We start from the raw sequence: 16,845 nt of genomic DNA on the forward strand, positions 1-16,845 counted from the left end.
CACGCTTCACCTTCTCGCGGCTAAAGCGGCCACATAGAACCCTACTAGCAACCCCCCTATTGCGGCAGCCGGTGCAACACCCGCTGTTATCGCTAACGCTAACCCAGCTATACCCGCAGTTAAGGACACGAGCACACCGAGCACTAGCGTTTTCCACATGCCCCGCGCGATCGTCGACGCTATTGCGCCTGGCAATAATATCATTACATGCTCCACAACGAAGCCCACCGTGCGTAACAGCAGAACGGATGCCGCCGCTAACACCGAGATAAACAACACGTCGTAGAGCTTCACGCGTAGACCCGCGAGTCGCACACTACTCGGGTCTAACCCTATACACACCTGCTCTCGGTAAGTGAGTATAACCACCGACCCGACCAGTGCGGCTACTACTAGCGCCACCAGCACATCCTCCATGCCTACTAGTAGCGGGTCGCCCAGGATGTACGCCCAAAGCCCAGCCTGCAACGGGAATCTCGTAAGCACGTAGTACATCACAGCTACGGAGGCTGACGCGGTAGCAGAGACGTAGACGGAAGCAGCTACATCAGGATCTATACCCTTCTCCACTAGCACGCTAAAAGCATGAACCATCCCAACAGCTATCAACGCTGCCCAGAGGTACTCTGGGCCACCAACTACCATGGAGATTGGTATCGCTAACGTAGCTGCGAGTAAACTAGAGTGCGGGAGCCCCGCCGCAAGGAAGTACAATCTTCGCGCCGCGACTACAACGCTCAGCACACCAAAGGCTAGCGAAGCACCGCCCACAACCAGGAACCACTTTACAACCTCGGGGACCAGGTTGGCACTCGCTGCCACCCATCCGCGTTTCTGAATATCCCGAATCTGATTGACAATAAAGGCTAGCTTTTCGGGTATAGTACCCAACTCTGATGGCGATGGGACGAGGATAACTGGTGCACCACGACTCTCAGCCAACCGCACAAGCTCTTGAGAAGCAGGCGATTTTACAGGCTTGGTTACGACGGCTACACCACCATCCTCTAACACTTCAACACTCTTGTCGTACAGCACGGGTTGTGTGGGCATACCCGGCTCGGGCACGAGAACTATCCTCACACGCACACCTAGCCATTCAACTGCATACTGTACCACAGGTGTATCAGCCACAGCGTCCACATCGAGCCTAGGAGCGTTCTCTAGAAGCGCCTCGACACTAGAGATTATCATCGCAGCTTTCTCTCGATACACGCTTGCGCACTCCGGTCTTAGCCTCTCAAGCTCCGTAGCCAATACCTTGACAAACGCGATGTAGTTACGAGGGTCATAGATGGGCATATGGAGGTTTGGCCTGCCAGTCACCGGGTTCTCGACGAGTCTTACCCCAGGTACACGCCATATAACAACGAGCTTTGCACTGATATCCCCCTTCTCTACAAGCTCTTCGATACGCTTTTCGAATGGCGCGTGCCCGGTGGATATGATCAGGTCCGCACTTTCGAGCTTGACTATGTCATTAGGCGACAATTGATACTCGTGGGGGTCCACAGAGGGCGGGACTATACTATCAACCCTATCGCCTTTGCACAACAGTTGCTCAACTTCCTGAGCTAGGCTAGGGAAAGTAACTATGATGTATACGCCTCTATCAGCGGCCGCATGCTGCGACAAGGACAGTACGAGCAATAACGTTATCAACAGCGTCACTGTTACTCTCATGCTTACCTCACCCTTGTGCACATCCCTCTTTACCTCCTTATCAATGTGTGTACGGCCTCAAGACCCCCAAGAGGCAAGAAGGTAGCGTAAATGCGGGTGCCAGCCGTACACACATGATAGGTGTGGTCTTGCACCGTGTAAAGATAGAGCGACTATCAACTGGTGTACGTGGCATAGACGAGATGATACAGGGTGGTATTCCGAGAGGCTTCTTCGTGGCTGTCGTAGGCGAGCCTGGCACGGGCAAAACGATATTCTGTATACACTTTATAGCTCAGGGTATACGCGAGGGCGACAAGAACATCTATGTGACCACAGAGGAGTCTAGAGAGTCTATTATCAAGCAAGCTGCACAGTTCGGCTTTGATTTCGAGAGAGCTATTGAGGAGAACCGCCTCATAATCATAGATGCGCTCATGGGAGGCAGAGACGATCCCTGGAGCTTAAGGGATCTCACACCTGAGGCGCTCGTAGAGAAAGTTATAGAGGCTAAGAAGAGCTTGGGGCGCGGCAGAGCGAGACTAGTGGTTGACTCTATGAGTGCATTCTGGCTCGACAAGCCGGCTATGGCGCGCAAGTACAGCTATTATGTGAAGCGCGTGTTATACCGTTGGGATTTCACGGCACTTCTTGTGGCGCAATACGCTGTAACGACAAGCCTGGGTTTCGGTTTCGGCGTAGAGCACGTGGCGGACGGAATCATACGTTTCCGTAAGGCCGTAGTAGGTGGGGTTCTACGCCGTTACGTCATAATAGAGAAGATGCGTCAGACACAACACGATCTACGCATGCACGAGATCGAAATTGTTGATGGCGTCGGTATGAGAGTGAAGCAGCCAACCCCCTACCGCAAGGAGGATTACGCGTTGCCACGCAGTGTTGTTGAGAGGATACTGGAGGCTGAGGCGCGACGCCGCAAGGAGATTCTTGGTAGCGAGGAGAGCGAGACGATACTCTAAGCCCTGAGCGAGGATATCAATAGTTACTTGTTATGATATTCTTCGCGTATCCTCAAAAGATGGGGGTGTGTCGAGGGACAGGGATAGCGAGTTACATTTTCACGCCGCTTTACTCCTCGCCGGGCTCCAGCACTAGCAGTATCCTTCTGTACGGCGCTTTGCATATCTTGCGTACGCCGCGAGAGCCAGGCTTATACTCGGTCTGTACGAGCCCTGCCTCCTCCAGCCTTCTTATCTGCGCGCTTGCATTCGCCTTGCTTTGACCAAGCAGTTCAGCTATCTCTCCCACATCGGCTTCTGTGCGCAAGAGTAGCTTGAGTATCTTCAGTCTCGTAGGGCTCGATAGCGCGTTAGCCACTCTTAGTATGTACTCGTCGCCTACTACTACGAGTGTATCCCTCTCCTCGTAGATGCCAGGCTTTCTTCGGGCCTCCAATTCTCCCGCGACTGTAGCCATGGTTCGACTTACCTCTTCGTTCTCGCTTACATGTTCGACAGTTGCTTTACCGTATAATAACGCTTACTGAGTTCCGCATTAAGGATTACACGATTTTCCCACCACCCGAGGCTAATACTGGAGCCCCTTTACCAAAGTGTCTCGACCTCGCCCTTGACGAACTTGATAGCCTTCTCGATATCGAGTGTGACGCGAAACCTCCTTCGGAAGAACCTCACGACGTATTCCACGTCGCGGCGGAGCAGGTGTTCAGCCATGGGGTGGTCTTTCTCAACGTACTGCGGCCAGTCTATTATGAGGGGTTCCTCCTCGCCCTCCTCTGTGAGCGTCACGAGTATGTTATACTCGCTTAGGTCTCCATGTACGATTCCCACTTCGAGATACGCCTTCTTTACAGTATCGAGTATCTTCTCGAGCATCCCCTCCGGGTCCTGCGCCTCTCTATACTCGTAGAGTTCGACACCCTCCACATAGTCTATGACGACAGCGTGTCTACTCCTCGCTATCGGCTTGGGCACTCTCGCGCCAACCTTGAACAGCTCCTCTAGCGCGCGATACTCCCTCTCCGCGCTAAGCTTAGCCACGAACATCCAGCTTGCCCATGGTCTCTCGGCGGCATAGGGCCTGAACTTAACCACGTGCTGGAAGCTCGTTCTTCCTATCTTGTGGAACTTTATGATGACGCGCTTTCCTCCAGGCGCGAGCGCTGAATAGACATCGCTCTCCTTTCCAACACCCAGCTTGTCACCCAAAGCCTCTATGATGCCACGGTCGACTAGGCTTTTCAACGCGAGTATATCGAAACCCATCCACGTTAGCCTGTAGCCTATGTAAGCACCTAGTCTTCTCTGCAACAGCTTCAACTTGTTCAGCTTGTCGAGGCTCAGTTTGACGTGGCTAGATGGGAGGCCGGAAACCCTCTCTATAACCTCTACTGGGACATACTCGTAGCGCGGCATTTCCCTTTCCACGGCGTACAACACTCGGAAGTCGCGGTCAACGAGTTTCTTGTAGGTCAGTGCAAGTATGACCACTACCTACTCCACCCGAAGCGCTAGTGGCTGCCACCGCCAGGCAATTACCCAAGCGGGTGCCGCCACTAATGACTAGCCGTGTGGTTATCCGCGCGTTATACCCCAAGCTGGAGGAGGTCGACACGTTCGAGCTAGAGTATAGGCCGTATACCCTCTTCGCAACCAGAGACACCGTGCATATCAAACTACACGTCTACCATGTTGATGCAAGCCTAGTGGTCGAGGACAACGATTCTCTGGTTGAAGTCGGGAGAGGTTGGCGTCTCCATGCTAGAAGCCTTGGGCCTAGATTGTGCCGGTACCATGAGGGGCCTAGGGGCGAGCCTCTCAAACAACGCTGGTGTCACGCTATAGCTGTGAAGGGAGGTTGGTGTGCCCGCCACCTTTCGTCTCCACTTGCACTCTACGAGAGGTGCACCGCGAGCAACGATTTTGACGCATGCAGGGCCATAGATGCTCTTTGGCCGGACGAGGAGTATATAGTGTATCTTGTGTATCACGGCGCAGGCTTTAAGATTGGCGTCACGAGGGCATGGAGGTTTTACACGAGACTCCTGGAGCAGCCTCATCTCGCAGCTGCCGTAATAGCGAGGTTGAGAAGCGCTCTTGAAGCGCGAAAACTGGAGAAGAAGCTAGCATCCACTAGGGGCTTTAGCGAGGGTATTGGCGTGTCTAGGAGTGTTCGTATGCGCGCCTCACTGCTATCAAAACGAGGGTACGATGTAGTTGCGAGAAGTCTCGCCGAGGGTATAGCTAGGCTCGGGTTAAGCGGATACTTCGAAGCTTACTCGTTAACACCCCTCGACTGTCCCGTTCAACCACTCCTCTCGCCATTGAGAGAGCTGCCCAGAGGACACTTGGAGTATCTCTGCACTTGGGGCGGTATACTCGTCTTTAGGATGAGTTCGGGCCTCGTAGGCGTCACCCGCGATGCGGTTATACATCGAGTTATCAACGCTCAACAATGAGAAGATTCATTTAATATACTAGTATGATTATCAAACTCTCATATCCGGGTTTATCAGTTCTCGGCTTCAGTGTGTGAACTGCGGCTGACCAAAACATGAAGCCCCTGATCACAGCGACGTTGACGAGCATACTATGGTATGCCGACCACGCGTTACTCTTCATACTAGCGCCTCTCGTTGTACTCGACACTGGTGGCCAGGACTACCTCATAGGCCTGGCTGCACTACTATACGACGCGTTCTACATTGTGGTGTCTCCTAGCGCTGGAAGGCTTGGCGATCTAGGCTGGCGTAGACTAACGATAGCCGTATCATCGGTGTTGATGCTGTTCGCCGGCCTAACGCTGTACGCCTCACTAACCACACACAATGCTATCCTAGCGCTCATGGGGAAGCTATTGCTTGGCATAGCAGGCGGGTTAGCAATACCGAACATCTCTTCGCTCATAGTTGACCTGGGTGTAGGCAAAGGACGCAGACCTGAAGAACTTCTCTCGAAGTACTACGGTTTCTCGTCAGCAGCTGGATGGCTTATGGGTTACCTACTAGGCTGGCTAGCTACACGCTCGTACGGCCTCCAAGCCGCCATCATGCTAACGCTGTGCCTTGCCATCGTATTGACGCTCGCCACTAGGCTACTCCCGCCACCACCGACAACCCTCGAGCACAGCGTGCCCGTCATAAAAGCCCGCATAAGGCTCCTCCACGAGCGTATCATGAGAGCACGGTTCCCCCACATAGCCGACATTAGACGCTTATTCCGCGCACCACCACTACTATGGTTCTACTTGAGCATCGCAGCCGGGTTCACCGGGATAAGCTTCTTCTTCACTATGCTGCCCTACTACTGGGTAGAGGAGAGAGGGCTAACATACGACGAGGTTATGCTGTACGCATCTATACACACGCTCGCATCATCTCTAACGTTCCTCGTTGCTCATCGTCTAATAGAGGCGCTAGGCGCACACAATACTCTCATAATGGCGTTTCTGGCGAGAAGCTTAGTGTTCGCACAACCTCTAGTGACAGAGCATATACTCCCTCCACAACACCAAGCCGCACTAACATACATGTTGACCGGGTTGACATGGGCCATTCTAAACACATCTCTCAATACTGTTGCACTCGAGCTGCGGATAGGTGGACGCGGGACAAGGCTCGGAATAGCACAATCTGCCAGCGCAACAGGTCTCGTTATGGGAGATGCCGGTGCCAGCATAGTATCATACATCACAAGTGTGAGGCTATGCTTTGCAATAGCATCCGTACTGGAGATAGCAGCAGCCACGCTATACGCATGGTTCACTAGGGGTAAGAGGTGAGGAGAGGAGGATGGTGCCGCCGCGGGGATTCGAACCCCGGACCTCCCGGTCTGTGGCCCCGCACCCCTCACTGGGTGTGCGGATCAGCCGGGCGCTCTCCCGCTGAGCTACGGCGGCACTGTACCATTGATGGCTTGTGGGAGGTCCGGTTTTATAACATTACTCCCCTCGGATTTGAGAAACTACGTGATACTCCACACGATTACACACAAAACACTGCATAATACACCATGCATTACGTTATTGTCGATCCAAGCCTCGTAACCTGAGAACCTTCCACGTCACTTCGCGAAAAGCCTCAACAGCTCTAATCGCGTCTTGGATGTCTACATCGCGGCAGCGCTCTAGGCACCACTCCCAGGGGTGTAACGCATGATTCCTGACACACCTTATCGCTTGCAAAATACTCTTAAGTCTAGCCATATCCTCTTGTGATATCACCTGTAGCTTCCTGGCGTCCATCAGCGCCATACTTATCATTCTTTTTGTCGAGAGACTACATAGCTTGCCTCTTCTACGTCTCTTTGGAGAGGATGCAAGTATTGCACCGGCATAAGCCTCTACGGCAGACGCAAGGAGTATAATCGAGAGGCTCTTGTCACTGAGTTTGCGCACCTCCTCTAGGAGTTTATCGCCACGCCTGGCTAGTGATACTGCTTTCCCTAGGGGCTCCGCCATACTCCATGTGCCTCGCCACCCGCATACCTCTCTATGAGATTTAGTGTATCGCGGGCTGCTTTCTCGACTCTTTCGCGTGGCACACCTTCAACACCCGCAGCGACAACAAGTACGCTTCTAGTTTCGTCTTTAACACATGTGTCTATACTATCACGATGAGGATAGAGGTGCATAACAACGCCCTTGGCGTCGACCATTATCGGGATACCCGGTTTGAGCTTCTCCTCTCCGCGCCCGCCTATCGGACGAAACACCTCACCACCACGACTCAACGTTATACGCGCAGGAGGCTCGAACTTGTCAAGGTCATAGATTCCGATTGGCACGAAGAGCCTAGCTGACACGACGTTACCTGCATCAACGACGTTGTTTATGCTCGGCAAGCCCCGGCCTCTTAACAGTCTCCGCGCCAGAGCCTCACCCGCAGGTCTAGTCTTGGTAGGATCTATGCCTATGCGCCAATAGAACTTCCGATACGCTTGGATGACCGGGTCGCGGCTTAGCTCCTCAGGCCTACCATATACCTGTTTAAGCTCTTCGGCTACACGGTCAAACTCTTGGAGAAGTTCAGCTGGTGAAGCCTCTACATGGACACCGATAACCACGCCATAGTAGACGTATATTCCTAGGCTGCTAGCCTCCGGCTCGACCCGCACTATACCCTCATACCTGCCGGCCAACCTCTTGCCACCACTATTACCTTCACAACACACAACCCACTAGTTTGACCCTAGTTCTTGTACGTGGAGAGAAGCAGAGAGCCCCCTTAGCTCATCCACACTCACACGGAGAAGCTCAACCATCACCGAATTAAAAACATTGATCCGAGGAAGTGCAACACACAGATTAGATGCCGTGAAAAATACGAGAACACAACTTCGCAACGTAATGCTTATGGGGAGGGTTGGAAGCTGGCAGGTGTAAAAGTGGAGACTGGGCCGGTAGCTCAGCCCGGCAGAGCGGCGGGCTTTTAACCCGTTGGTCCCGGGTTCAAATCCCGGCCGGCCCGCCACAACCTACCCTATATTCTCAACGTTACTCATCTTGACGCCATCAACATTATACACTATTGTTACGTTGGCGTGAGTAATGCCGTGCGGCGCATCCAGGTCTAGTATCACTTGCTGCCCAGGCTCTAGAGTTAACCCGGGTAGTATGCTCATTGTTCCTTCAGGAGTTTCGAGCGTGACATTTTCTATGCGTGCATCGTGACTACAGTAATTCCGGATGGCTAGCCTGACTATTGCTCCTTCACTAGTCTGTATTATAGCACTCGATGCACGATTGACACGTAGGCAGGAACCGTGCATACCAGTTATTTCTGCAAATGCTGCTATGCCGAGCAGCACTAGTATAGCTGCGCCCAATAGTATTACGAAGAATCTCGCACCTTCTAGGTTTGTGCTTACGTACGATTGTGGTGCAAGGGGCCGAGCCCCCCGCACCAAGATAGTCTCCTCTCCTGCTCTATACCCGTACTACGAGCCTCAACGGTGCAACCCTATGAGGCTTTACCCCTTGAAGCCCATTAGCACGGCATATCCACGATTTGTTACAGGCCGGTCATCTCCAGGATCCGGTGCGCCTCATGCTCTGGGTTAAAGCCAGGCTCTAGTTTCACGCTACACGCGCTATCGTCAACGCCTATGCATACTATGAGGGCGCCAGCATTCCTAAGAGTGTCTATATGGCCGCGGAACCCCTCCACTATAAGCAGGTCTACATGCTTCTCTTTCGCTTCACGCACGATCTCCTCTAGGCGCGCCGTCTGCGGCTCAACAACCATAGTCTCGTTTGGGCCTATGGCATAGACTCTTGCAGCACCGGATGCCAGGTAGCGCCCAGTATCTTTAACACGATAGTCCACTCCGTGGTGCACATGCTTAACAACCCATGTTTTTAGGCCTCTTCTTGAAGCCTCTCGTGTGATAGTCTCGCCTAGGAGTGTTTTGCCCACACTACGCCCCGCGCCCACAATCACGATTATGCGCAACACTCAACCCTCCTTCTCCAGAACAGCGATGAAGAAGCCTTGCGAGTCGTGCCTATGTGGGTATGTGCGTATGGCTCCGGGTAGTTTTGGCGATTCATCGCCAAACGGTGGTTTTATGCGCACAAGGTTCACACCACTACTCTCCCTTAACACTCTCTTGACGACTCTCTCTGCCTCGCTATAGGTTAGTGTACACACCGAGTATACTATTCGCGCCCCTGGCGCAGCATGCTCAACTACAGCTTTGAGTATCTGCCTCTGTATCCTAGAGTACATCTTAGCGTCGCCTCTGGTTAACCACATCTTGATCTCTGGCTCGTATTGCAGCCTTCCTATGTCGCTACATGGCGGATCAACAATGATGCGCTTTAATGGTCGTGTTGCTGGCCTTCTGGCGTCAGCCACCACGAGATCTATCACGTGCCCAACTTTCAACCTTGAGATTAATCCTCGCGCGCCGTACCTGCCTGTAAACCTCAATGGCTTAATGTCACACGCCACCACAAAACGAGCACCTAGCCACGCTGCATGCGACGCTTTTACCGCTGCACCAGCAGTATAGTCAACAGCCACTTCACCCTGTGGCTCCAACAAGTGAGTTACGAGTGCAGACGCCTTATCCTGTATAGTATAGAGACCCTCCTCATACGCTTTTGTCTTTGCCGCGCGATCAGCACCCTCAACGATTCTCATTAGGTCTGGGAGGCGTGGATCAGGCTCTACTATCACGCCCTCCTCGCGCAACATTTTCGCCAGCTTTACCCGGTCAACACCAGGAGCAACGCGTATGTATCGTACTGGGTCTCGGTTCAAAGCCTCTAGGAGTGCATCCAGGTCGTACACGCCTGCCGTTAACAGCTCTTCCAGTATCCAGCGTGGGAAGGAGTACCTCACCGCCAACTTGTCGATACCGTGCAGGTCGGAAACGATGTCACTCGGTTTGACACCTTTCAGCTTGTAAACGTCTTCTGGCTTAAGCCTCGCCTTCGACGCGAGCTTTTCCACTCTACTTCTCTTCAGCTTCCCGAATATCGCCTCATAAGCCAGGACACGCGCGAGCATCCAGCTTCTCGCGTGGCTCGGGGGACCATAGCCAAGTTTCTCGAGCGCATGGTCAAGCAACATGAAGTTTCTTGCAACGCCCAGTGTGAGAACACGCACAATGGGCTTCATGTAGTCTAGCTCTGGATTCCTCTCGAAGAACTCCTCCGCGACGCTCCTCAGGCTGGTTCTTCTCCGGACTGTCATCGCGAGTATGTACGCGGCTATCTCCTCGGGCAGCACCATTCTCTAGTCTCACCGCCAAATACCATGGAGCATCTGGGCCTATCAGTTGCGCTCCCGACACCACTCCGGCATCTTGACAACCGTGTAGATTCGCGTTTTAGACCCAAGTCTAGAGACTATACAGAATCGCTTGAGAGGACACGCGAAGCATCCCGGCTTTACATTCTCCTCGCGTATATACCCTTGGGATAGCAGGAGGCCTAGTATAGCCTCTATTTTACCACGCGGCAATTTCAACGCAGCACTCAACGCCTCCACAGTGTTAATCCCGCGTTTTATCGCCTTTAGCACTAGACACTCTACGCTAGATATGCTAGAGTCACCCCCATAGCCTAGTAGCGTCTATACCGGCTATGTAGGGTGTGAGAAGTGCCTAGATATCTTGTAGTTTACACGACGTACGTCGTGGCTGGCCACGCGCTGAAAAATCACAGCGGGCCGTGCCGCAACCCTCACGGCCACAATTACGTGGTTAGAGTGTGGGTCGAGAGGGTAGATCATAGTCTCGACAACTTGAACATGGTCATCGACTATTACATGTTGAAGAGGAGTGTTGACAGCGTGCTTTCAGAGCTAGACCATGCTAATCTCAACGAGGTACTGGGCGTCGACAATCCTACCTCAGAGCTTCTGGCTTCATGGCTGGCTAAGAGGGTGGCTGAAAAACTAGGTGGCGAATATCGCGTCGCAAGAGTAGAGGTATGTGAAACACCAGATTTCTGCGCCATCTATGAGCCTTAACTGCCAGCGCTCTGCGCCTGACGCGGAGGATGGTGAGCTGGCTGGTATGGTATGTATTCCACGCCAGGCCTGTTATACGGCGCCTGCGGGTATAGCTCCATTAGCTCATACACCTCGGGCGGCACCTCGGTTTTAACTGGCAAGCCGAGCTCCTTAGCCTTCTCCACCGTTATCGGGTAATCATGCGTCCAGCGGCCTTCAGTTAGTATCCTTGCAACCTCGCGTGCCTTCTCGAGACCCATCTTATCCCTCAAAAGCTCAACTATAAACTCCTGTACCTCGCGAATCGCCTTCTCCGCTATATCAGCCATTATGAGTAGCTTGTCACTCACGTTCGTGATGCCCTTCTCCTTAACGACTCGAAGGATGCTAGGCGCCGGCACAGTGACACCTGGCTCGACGCTAAGCTGTGGGTCTAGAGGCCCCAGCACAGCATTCGGATCCATCAATATCTCGTCTGCCGCCAATGCTATCAGTGTACCGCCGCTCATTGCGTAATGCGGCACTATCACTATCTTCTTGCCAGGATGCCTCTTTAGCGCCCTTGCTATCTGTGCGGCTGCAAGTACAAGTCCACCAGGAGTGTGTACGATCAACGCTATTGGTTTGTCGGGTGGCGTGGTGCGAATTGCACGTAGTACAGCCTCAGAATCGTCAATGTCTATGAACTTGTATATTGGTATGCCGAGGAAGTCCACGCGCTCTTGCCTGTGTATCAACGTGATTACTCGCCACCCGTACTTCCTCTCGATGCGCTTGATTAGCTCCATTCGCGCCGCTTGTAGCCTACTGTAACTCAACCACGGTTGGAGTACCAATAGCAGGAGAAGCAGCCAGAACAATAGGCCAACGATGTCCACCGTTTGCATCCCCACCGGCGCCGTCATGACCGCACCTCTACATGTCCGTATATGCTTCGGCAATTAAAAATACAATGCGAATGTTTATGATAGCGATTAATCACAGAAGTACGATTTGAGGAGTCTAAAAACGCACTTACTTCTCAAGAGTTCCCATTATCACGAGCTTTCTTATCTTCTTGTACGGGGCTACCCTCGTGTTAACCCACTCCATTAGCTCCTCTGGCTTCACGCTACCCTCATAGCCAGGCTTTAGCCATACCCTTGCTGCCGGTATCTGGCCCACGCTAGGATCGGGCTCGCCATAGACCTCTGCTTTTGCGACTGCAGGATGTTTCTCCAAGAGTATCTCAAGGTCGCGTGGGAATACTGGATACCCCTTGTACTTCAACATCCTCTTCTTGACGCCACGGAAGTAGTAGAACCCTTCATCATCCCTCTCAAGTATATCGCCCGTCCAGAGCCACTCTCCACGGAAGGCCTTCTTGGTCTCCTCGGGCTCCGCATAACCCTTCATTACCATCGGACCCTTGATTAGGAGCACCCCCTTCTCGCCTACGCCAACCTCACGACTCTCATCCTCAGGATCGACGAGCTTCGCCTCAACACCGGGTAGCGGGAAGCCCAGACTACCAATCTTATTCCTCTCTATCGTCGTCGCGAAGCACTGCGGCGCTTCAGTCATCCCATAGACTTGTAGTAGTGGCGAAACTTTCTCAATCCACGCTTTTTGCACCTCTGGCGGGAGATATGCACCACCACTCATTGCCCACTTTAGGCTCGGGAGGTTGTCTCGGGTTACACCCTTCTCGAGCAGCCTCTGATAGACGAGAGGTGCCGCCACCATGTATGTCACGCCATACTCCTTTGCCAGCCTGACTGCCTTCTCTTCATCAAACCTCTTCATCATAACGGCTGTCCCGCCGGCATATAGTGCCGTGAATAGAGCGGCATCGAGACCCAGCACGTGAGACAGTGGAGATGTGACTAGTGACACATCCTCCTCGTTTATACCCTCGGCTTGCGCGAGTGGCGCCACGGCACCAACGAAGCTGCGGTGCGTGTGTATAACTTGGAGAGTCCTACCCACAATACCCGCATAGTAGAAGATGCGCGCATCAGCATCATACTCTACCTTTATACCGCCAGCCTCGAAACCTGCTAGAGCCTCCCTCAGCTTCTCAGCCAGGTATACCTTGCCACCAAGCTTGTTTATGATCTCGCGATCCTTCTCGCGACCATATACCTCAGAGTCCACTATCGTGGCTTTCGGCTTGGCGTCATTAAGCTGATACTCGAGGTCCTCCGACATGCTTAGCGCGTCAATGACGACCACACGGGCACCAGCCTTAAGCGCGCCTAGGTAAGCCACCACAAACTCCGGCCTGTTGAACATTACTATCGCGACTACGTCACCCTTGTTCACGTTGGCTTCGCTTGCCAGAGCCGCTGCAAGCTTACCGGACAGCTCGTCAAGCTCCCCGTAGGTCAACTTTGTTCCATCCTCGTATATCACTGCTGGCTTCTCGGGGTTCCTGGAAGCGTGTCCAGAGATTATCTCGTGCATGGGACGTCCGGGGTCGCGATAGTTCGGACCCTTGTCCACAACCATTCCCTGCACCATGCGGAGCCGAGGGCCCGGTAGGAGGCTTTAGGCGTGAAGGAGAGTGGCGCCGGGGGCGGGATTCGAACCCGCGCGCCCCTGCACGGGGCAGTGGGTCTCCCACCCTCTCGTAGCCGGAAAAGGTCTCGAGCCCACCCCCTTGGGCCGCTCGGGCACCCCGGCACCGAGGTATTCCTGGCCCGCTTCGGGTTGTTTTAATGTTTCGTTCATGTCCGGCTCTGCGACACCCTCTCCAACAACCAAGGGTATCGTTGAATACTATCAGCCGCTATGCTCGCAACCACGGCATCTGAACCCAATTCCTGCGCCACTCGCATCGCTACCCAGAGAGCGGCACCCGTTGACGGCCCTGCTAGTATCCCCTCCTCGCGCGCAAGACGAAGCGCTGTCTCCTCGGCGACACTGGCTGGTACCTCGACTATCTCATCAACTACGCTTTCATCGAAATTCCTGGGCTTCTTGTAATCACCTGCCAACCCCTCTATCCTATCAGCTGCACTGCCGCCAGGCCCCCCGGCAATAGGCGAGCCTCTCGGGACAACAGCGATTATTCTCACGCGCCTGCCGAGCCTTTCACGTAGAAATCTACCAACACCAGTTATCGTTCCACCAGTGCCAACACCCATCACAAACGCATCAATATGTCCACCCGCCTGCTCGAAAAGCTCTGGACCCGTGGTCTCGTAGTGTGCACGAGGATTGGCAGGATTGCTGAACTGGTCGAGATAGTATCCCCCGACTTCGTTAGCCACCTCCTTCGCAGTTTCAACCATCTCGTCCATGTTAGCTGTCTCGACGAACCTAACGTCTGCCCCAAGGGCCTGCAGCAAACCTATCTTAACGCTGCTCGTTGTACGGGGGACTATTATGACGGCACGTAGACCCAGGAGGCGAGCAACCCATGCTACCGAGACAGCCGTGTTACCGCTACTAGCCTCTACGACCGTATCCCCGGGTTGCACCTTTCCACGCTCAAGAGCGTCTTTGATCATATAGAGTGCTATGCGATCCTTGTGGCTTCCCGTGGGGTTCATGTACTCGAGTTTCACGAGTATTCTGGCGCTATTAGGGTCATGTTTACGGAGCCAGACTGCAGGGGTACAACCAACAAGATGCAAGGGGGTATCTTCTACACGCGTTGCACACATCCGCATAGAGCTTCAGCCTAGTCACAACATGCTAATATAGCGAGTGATAAAGATGGGACGGTAATGCCCCGCGGGAGAACCACTTGATATAGCGGGCGTCTCCGCCCACCCGAGATACACTTTTATCAAGTAGCCGGCAGCTGGTCGAACGGAGGTACCGACACAATGAGCAAGGAGAAGGTTTTGAGGCGTGCACAGCTACTAGTCAAGCTAGTATCAATGTCGATACTCGCCATGCTAGCACTATCGGCGTTCTTGATAGCGAATGGCGTATCTGCCCTAGCTGCCGCCGCTGCCGGCGATGTGGCTAGCGCCTCCAAGGGTCTCACTCTAATCGGCGCTGGTCTAGCTGTAGGCCTTGCCTGTATCGGTGGCGGCTATGCTGTGGGCCAGGCTGGCGCAGCTATGATCGCCGCCATGACTGAGAAGCCAGAGTACTTCGGTAGGATGTTCATCATCCTCGTGCTGGGCGAGGGTATCGCGCTATACGGTCTGCTAATATCTATACTGCTGTGGATCAGCGCGTAAAACACACACCGTTTTTTAAAAGGCCGTCGTAACATCTTTCTACCATCCCATGTGCCGCGTATGCCAGCTTATAACTTCGTGTATGCCGTTGCCTTGCGGGGGTATGTGTGGCTGAGCGACGACGCTGGAGTGAAGAGTTTCCACGTTGGTTTGACTGGGTTCTCGAGGCGGCCGGTATCTACGACTGGAGCCACTACCCAGTGAAGGGCATGGGGGTTTGGCTCCCTTACGGCTTCAAGATAAGGCGGCTAGTCACTGACCTAATCCGGAGACTTCTAGACGAAACGGGCCACGATGAGGTTCTCTTCCCGCTTCTTATACCCGAGCATTTGATGAGAAAGGAGGCTGAGCACATCAAAGGGTTTGAAGCAGAGGTCTACTGGGTGACTAGGGGCGGTATCCAAGAGCTTGATGTGAAGCTCGCCCTTAGGCCGACTAGCGAGACCGCAATAACCTACATGGAGAGCTTCTGGATCAAGAGTTACAAGCAGCTACCAGCCAAGTATTATCAGATAGTGTCCATCTTCCGCTACGAGACAAAGGCCACGAGGCCGCTCATTCGTCTCCGCGAGGTAACGACGTTCAAGGAGGCTCACACGGCACACGCGAATTTCGACGATAGCGAGCGCCAGGTGTTAGAGGCTATAGACGTCTACAAACGATTCTTTGACGCGCTCGGCATACCGTACCTCATATCAAGGAGGCCGGAGTGGGACAAGTTCGCGGGCGCCGTCTACACGATAGCGTTTGACACGATAATGCCCGACGGTAGAGCACTACAGATAGGCACTGTACACAACCTAGGCCAGAACTTCTCGAAGGCGTTTGATGTGAAGATACAGCTGCCCGACGAAACACTAGATTACATCTGGCAGACTAGCTATGGTCTCTCTGACCGCGTGATAGCAACAATAATAGCTATCCACGGTGACGACCGTGGTCTTGTACTTCCACCCATTGTCGCACCTATACAAGTCGTCGTTGTTCCCATACCGGCTAAGAGTGAGGAAGAGACGAGAAAGGTACGAGAGTACATCGATAGTATTGTTGAGGAGCTTCGGGAGAAGGGTGTAAGAGTCTACGTTGACTGGAGGAGTGACGTTACACCAGGCTACAAGTTCTATGATTGGGAGCTAAGGGGCGTCCCGGTGCGTCTTGAAGTCGGTCCGCGCGACGTTAAGAACAGGACTGTAGTTGTCGCTAGGCGCGATACCCTAGAGAAGAAGACGGTGCCACGCGACCAGGTCATCAGTGAAGTGCTCCACCTGCTTGATGATATAGGGCGTAATATGAGAGAGAAGGCGTGGAAATGGTTCCGGAGCTATGTGCATCGCAGCGAGTCTCTTGATGAGGCTCGAAAGTTGCTAGAGGAGAAGAGAGGCATAGTCGAGGTGCCATGGTGTGGACGCGAGGAGTGTGGAAAACGTATGGAGGAGTTAACTGACGCCAAGGTGCTAGGTTCCCCGCTGCAACCACCTGAGTGGGTGAGAGGCGCCTCATGCCCCGTATGTGGTAGACCGGCAGCGACGTCGCTGAGGCTTGCTAAGAGGTATTGAGGTGCGC

Annotated in this window: 18 protein-coding genes and 3 tRNA genes; 7 read left to right on the forward strand and 14 right to left on the reverse strand. The window is 53.5% G+C overall.

Annotation, left to right across the window (positions count from 1 at the left end; translation table 11 throughout):
• Positions 1-6 precede the first annotated feature (6 nt).
• Positions 7-1,683, reverse strand: a complete 1,677-nt coding sequence (locus tag PYRFU_RS09885; protein WP_052296929.1) for a metal ABC transporter solute-binding protein, Zn/Mn family — start codon at positions 1,681-1,683, stop codon at positions 7-9.
• A gap of 113 nt (positions 1,684-1,796) precedes the next feature.
• On the opposite strand from PYRFU_RS09885, the gene PYRFU_RS03930 reads away from it, so the two are divergent.
• A complete protein-coding gene (locus tag PYRFU_RS03930; RefSeq protein ID WP_048191543.1) occupies positions 1,797-2,642 on the forward strand; it encodes a KaiC domain-containing protein in 846 nt (281 codons plus the stop codon).
• Between the two features lie 109 nt (positions 2,643-2,751).
• Here PYRFU_RS03930 and PYRFU_RS03935 read toward each other — a convergent pair whose 3' ends face one another.
• Positions 2,752-3,099 carry an ArsR/SmtB family transcription factor gene (locus PYRFU_RS03935; protein ID WP_014026344.1) on the reverse strand — a complete coding sequence of 116 codons (348 nt, stop codon included), beginning with the start codon at positions 3,097-3,099 and terminating at the stop codon, positions 2,752-2,754.
• Positions 3,100-3,227: 128 nt separating this feature from the next.
• A complete protein-coding gene (locus PYRFU_RS03940) occupies positions 3,228-4,133 on the reverse strand; it encodes an RIO1 family regulatory kinase/ATPase domain-containing protein (RefSeq protein ID WP_014026345.1) in 906 nt (301 codons plus the stop codon).
• Between the two features lie 68 nt (positions 4,134-4,201).
• Between PYRFU_RS03940 and PYRFU_RS03945 the strand changes: the two genes are divergently transcribed.
• The gene (locus tag PYRFU_RS03945) at positions 4,202-5,101 is read left to right on the forward strand and encodes a DUF2797 domain-containing protein (protein ID WP_048191544.1); all 900 of its coding nucleotides are present in this window, start codon (positions 4,202-4,204) and stop codon (positions 5,099-5,101) included.
• A 95-nt stretch (positions 5,102-5,196) separates the two neighbouring features.
• Positions 5,197-6,423 carry an MFS transporter gene (locus PYRFU_RS03950; RefSeq protein WP_014026347.1) on the forward strand — a complete coding sequence of 409 codons (1,227 nt, stop codon included), beginning with the start codon at positions 5,197-5,199 and terminating at the stop codon, positions 6,421-6,423.
• Positions 6,424-6,434: 11 nt separating this feature from the next.
• On the opposite strand, the gene PYRFU_RS03955 is transcribed toward PYRFU_RS03950, so the two are convergent.
• The 3 genes from PYRFU_RS03955 to PYRFU_RS03965 form a co-directional block, all read right to left on the reverse strand.
• Positions 6,435-6,540: transfer RNA gene (locus PYRFU_RS03955), tRNA-Phe, on the reverse strand.
• A gap of 123 nt (positions 6,541-6,663) precedes the next feature.
• Positions 6,664-7,101, reverse strand: coding sequence for a hypothetical protein (locus tag PYRFU_RS03960; RefSeq protein WP_014026348.1), 438 nt, complete (start codon positions 7,099-7,101; stop codon positions 6,664-6,666).
• Positions 7,086-7,781, reverse strand: a complete 696-nt coding sequence (locus PYRFU_RS03965) for a B3/B4 domain-containing protein (protein ID WP_014026349.1) — start codon at positions 7,779-7,781, stop codon at positions 7,086-7,088. The genes PYRFU_RS03960 and PYRFU_RS03965 overlap by 16 nt, the downstream gene beginning before the upstream one ends.
• Positions 7,782-8,036: 255 nt before the next feature.
• Between PYRFU_RS03965 and PYRFU_RS03970 the strand changes: the two genes are divergently transcribed.
• A tRNA-Lys gene (locus PYRFU_RS03970) sits at positions 8,037-8,113 on the forward strand.
• 4 nt (positions 8,114-8,117) lie between these two features.
• Here the strand turns inward: PYRFU_RS03970 and PYRFU_RS03975 are convergent.
• The 4 genes from PYRFU_RS03975 to PYRFU_RS03990 form a co-directional block, all read right to left on the reverse strand.
• Positions 8,118-8,549, reverse strand: a complete 432-nt coding sequence (locus PYRFU_RS03975) for a hypothetical protein (RefSeq protein WP_014026350.1) — start codon at positions 8,547-8,549, stop codon at positions 8,118-8,120.
• Between the two features lie 104 nt (positions 8,550-8,653).
• The gene (locus PYRFU_RS09890; protein WP_014026351.1) at positions 8,654-9,094 is read right to left on the reverse strand and encodes a molybdopterin-guanine dinucleotide biosynthesis protein B; all 441 of its coding nucleotides are present in this window, start codon (positions 9,092-9,094) and stop codon (positions 8,654-8,656) included.
• A gap of 3 nt (positions 9,095-9,097) precedes the next feature.
• On the reverse strand, positions 9,098-10,381 hold the full coding sequence (locus PYRFU_RS03985; RefSeq protein ID WP_014026352.1) for an RsmB/NOP family class I SAM-dependent RNA methyltransferase: 1,284 nt from the start codon (positions 10,379-10,381) through the stop codon (positions 9,098-9,100).
• Between the two features lie 42 nt (positions 10,382-10,423).
• Positions 10,424-10,672 (reverse strand): hypothetical protein, encoded by a 249-nt coding sequence (locus PYRFU_RS03990; RefSeq protein ID WP_014026353.1) that lies wholly within the window; start codon positions 10,670-10,672, stop codon positions 10,424-10,426.
• A 78-nt stretch (positions 10,673-10,750) separates the two neighbouring features.
• Between PYRFU_RS03990 and PYRFU_RS03995 the strand changes: the two genes are divergently transcribed.
• Positions 10,751-11,122, forward strand: coding sequence for a 6-pyruvoyl trahydropterin synthase family protein (locus tag PYRFU_RS03995; RefSeq protein ID WP_014026354.1), 372 nt, complete (start codon positions 10,751-10,753; stop codon positions 11,120-11,122).
• On the opposite strand, the gene PYRFU_RS04000 is transcribed toward PYRFU_RS03995, so the two are convergent.
• From PYRFU_RS04000 to PYRFU_RS04015, 4 genes are all read right to left on the reverse strand, one after another.
• The gene (locus PYRFU_RS04000; RefSeq protein ID WP_048191548.1) at positions 11,119-11,991 is read right to left on the reverse strand and encodes an SDH family Clp fold serine proteinase; all 873 of its coding nucleotides are present in this window, start codon (positions 11,989-11,991) and stop codon (positions 11,119-11,121) included. The genes PYRFU_RS03995 and PYRFU_RS04000 overlap by 4 nt on opposite strands.
• Positions 11,992-12,118: 127 nt before the next feature.
• On the reverse strand, positions 12,119-13,594 hold the full coding sequence (locus PYRFU_RS04005) for a class I adenylate-forming enzyme family protein (protein ID WP_167827828.1): 1,476 nt from the start codon (positions 13,592-13,594) through the stop codon (positions 12,119-12,121).
• Positions 13,595-13,650: 56 nt separating this feature from the next.
• Positions 13,651-13,768 (reverse strand) — tRNA-Ser (locus tag PYRFU_RS04010).
• Between the two features lie 44 nt (positions 13,769-13,812).
• Positions 13,813-14,760 carry a PLP-dependent cysteine synthase family protein gene (locus PYRFU_RS04015; protein ID WP_014026357.1) on the reverse strand — a complete coding sequence of 316 codons (948 nt, stop codon included), beginning with the start codon at positions 14,758-14,760 and terminating at the stop codon, positions 13,813-13,815.
• Positions 14,761-14,919: 159 nt separating this feature from the next.
• Between PYRFU_RS04015 and PYRFU_RS04020 the strand changes: the two genes are divergently transcribed.
• Both PYRFU_RS04020 and proS read left to right on the forward strand, forming a co-directional pair.
• On the forward strand, positions 14,920-15,282 hold the full coding sequence (locus tag PYRFU_RS04020) for an ATP synthase subunit C (protein ID WP_014026358.1): 363 nt from the start codon (positions 14,920-14,922) through the stop codon (positions 15,280-15,282).
• 107 nt (positions 15,283-15,389) lie between these two features.
• Complete coding sequence (gene proS, locus PYRFU_RS04025; RefSeq protein ID WP_014026359.1) at positions 15,390-16,838, forward strand: proline--tRNA ligase; 1,449 nt, start codon at positions 15,390-15,392, stop codon at positions 16,836-16,838.
• Positions 16,839-16,845: the final 7 nt, after the last annotated feature.

The organism is Pyrolobus fumarii 1A, assembly GCF_000223395.1.
Lineage (GTDB): Archaea > Thermoproteota > Thermoprotei_A > Sulfolobales > Pyrodictiaceae > Pyrolobus > Pyrolobus fumarii.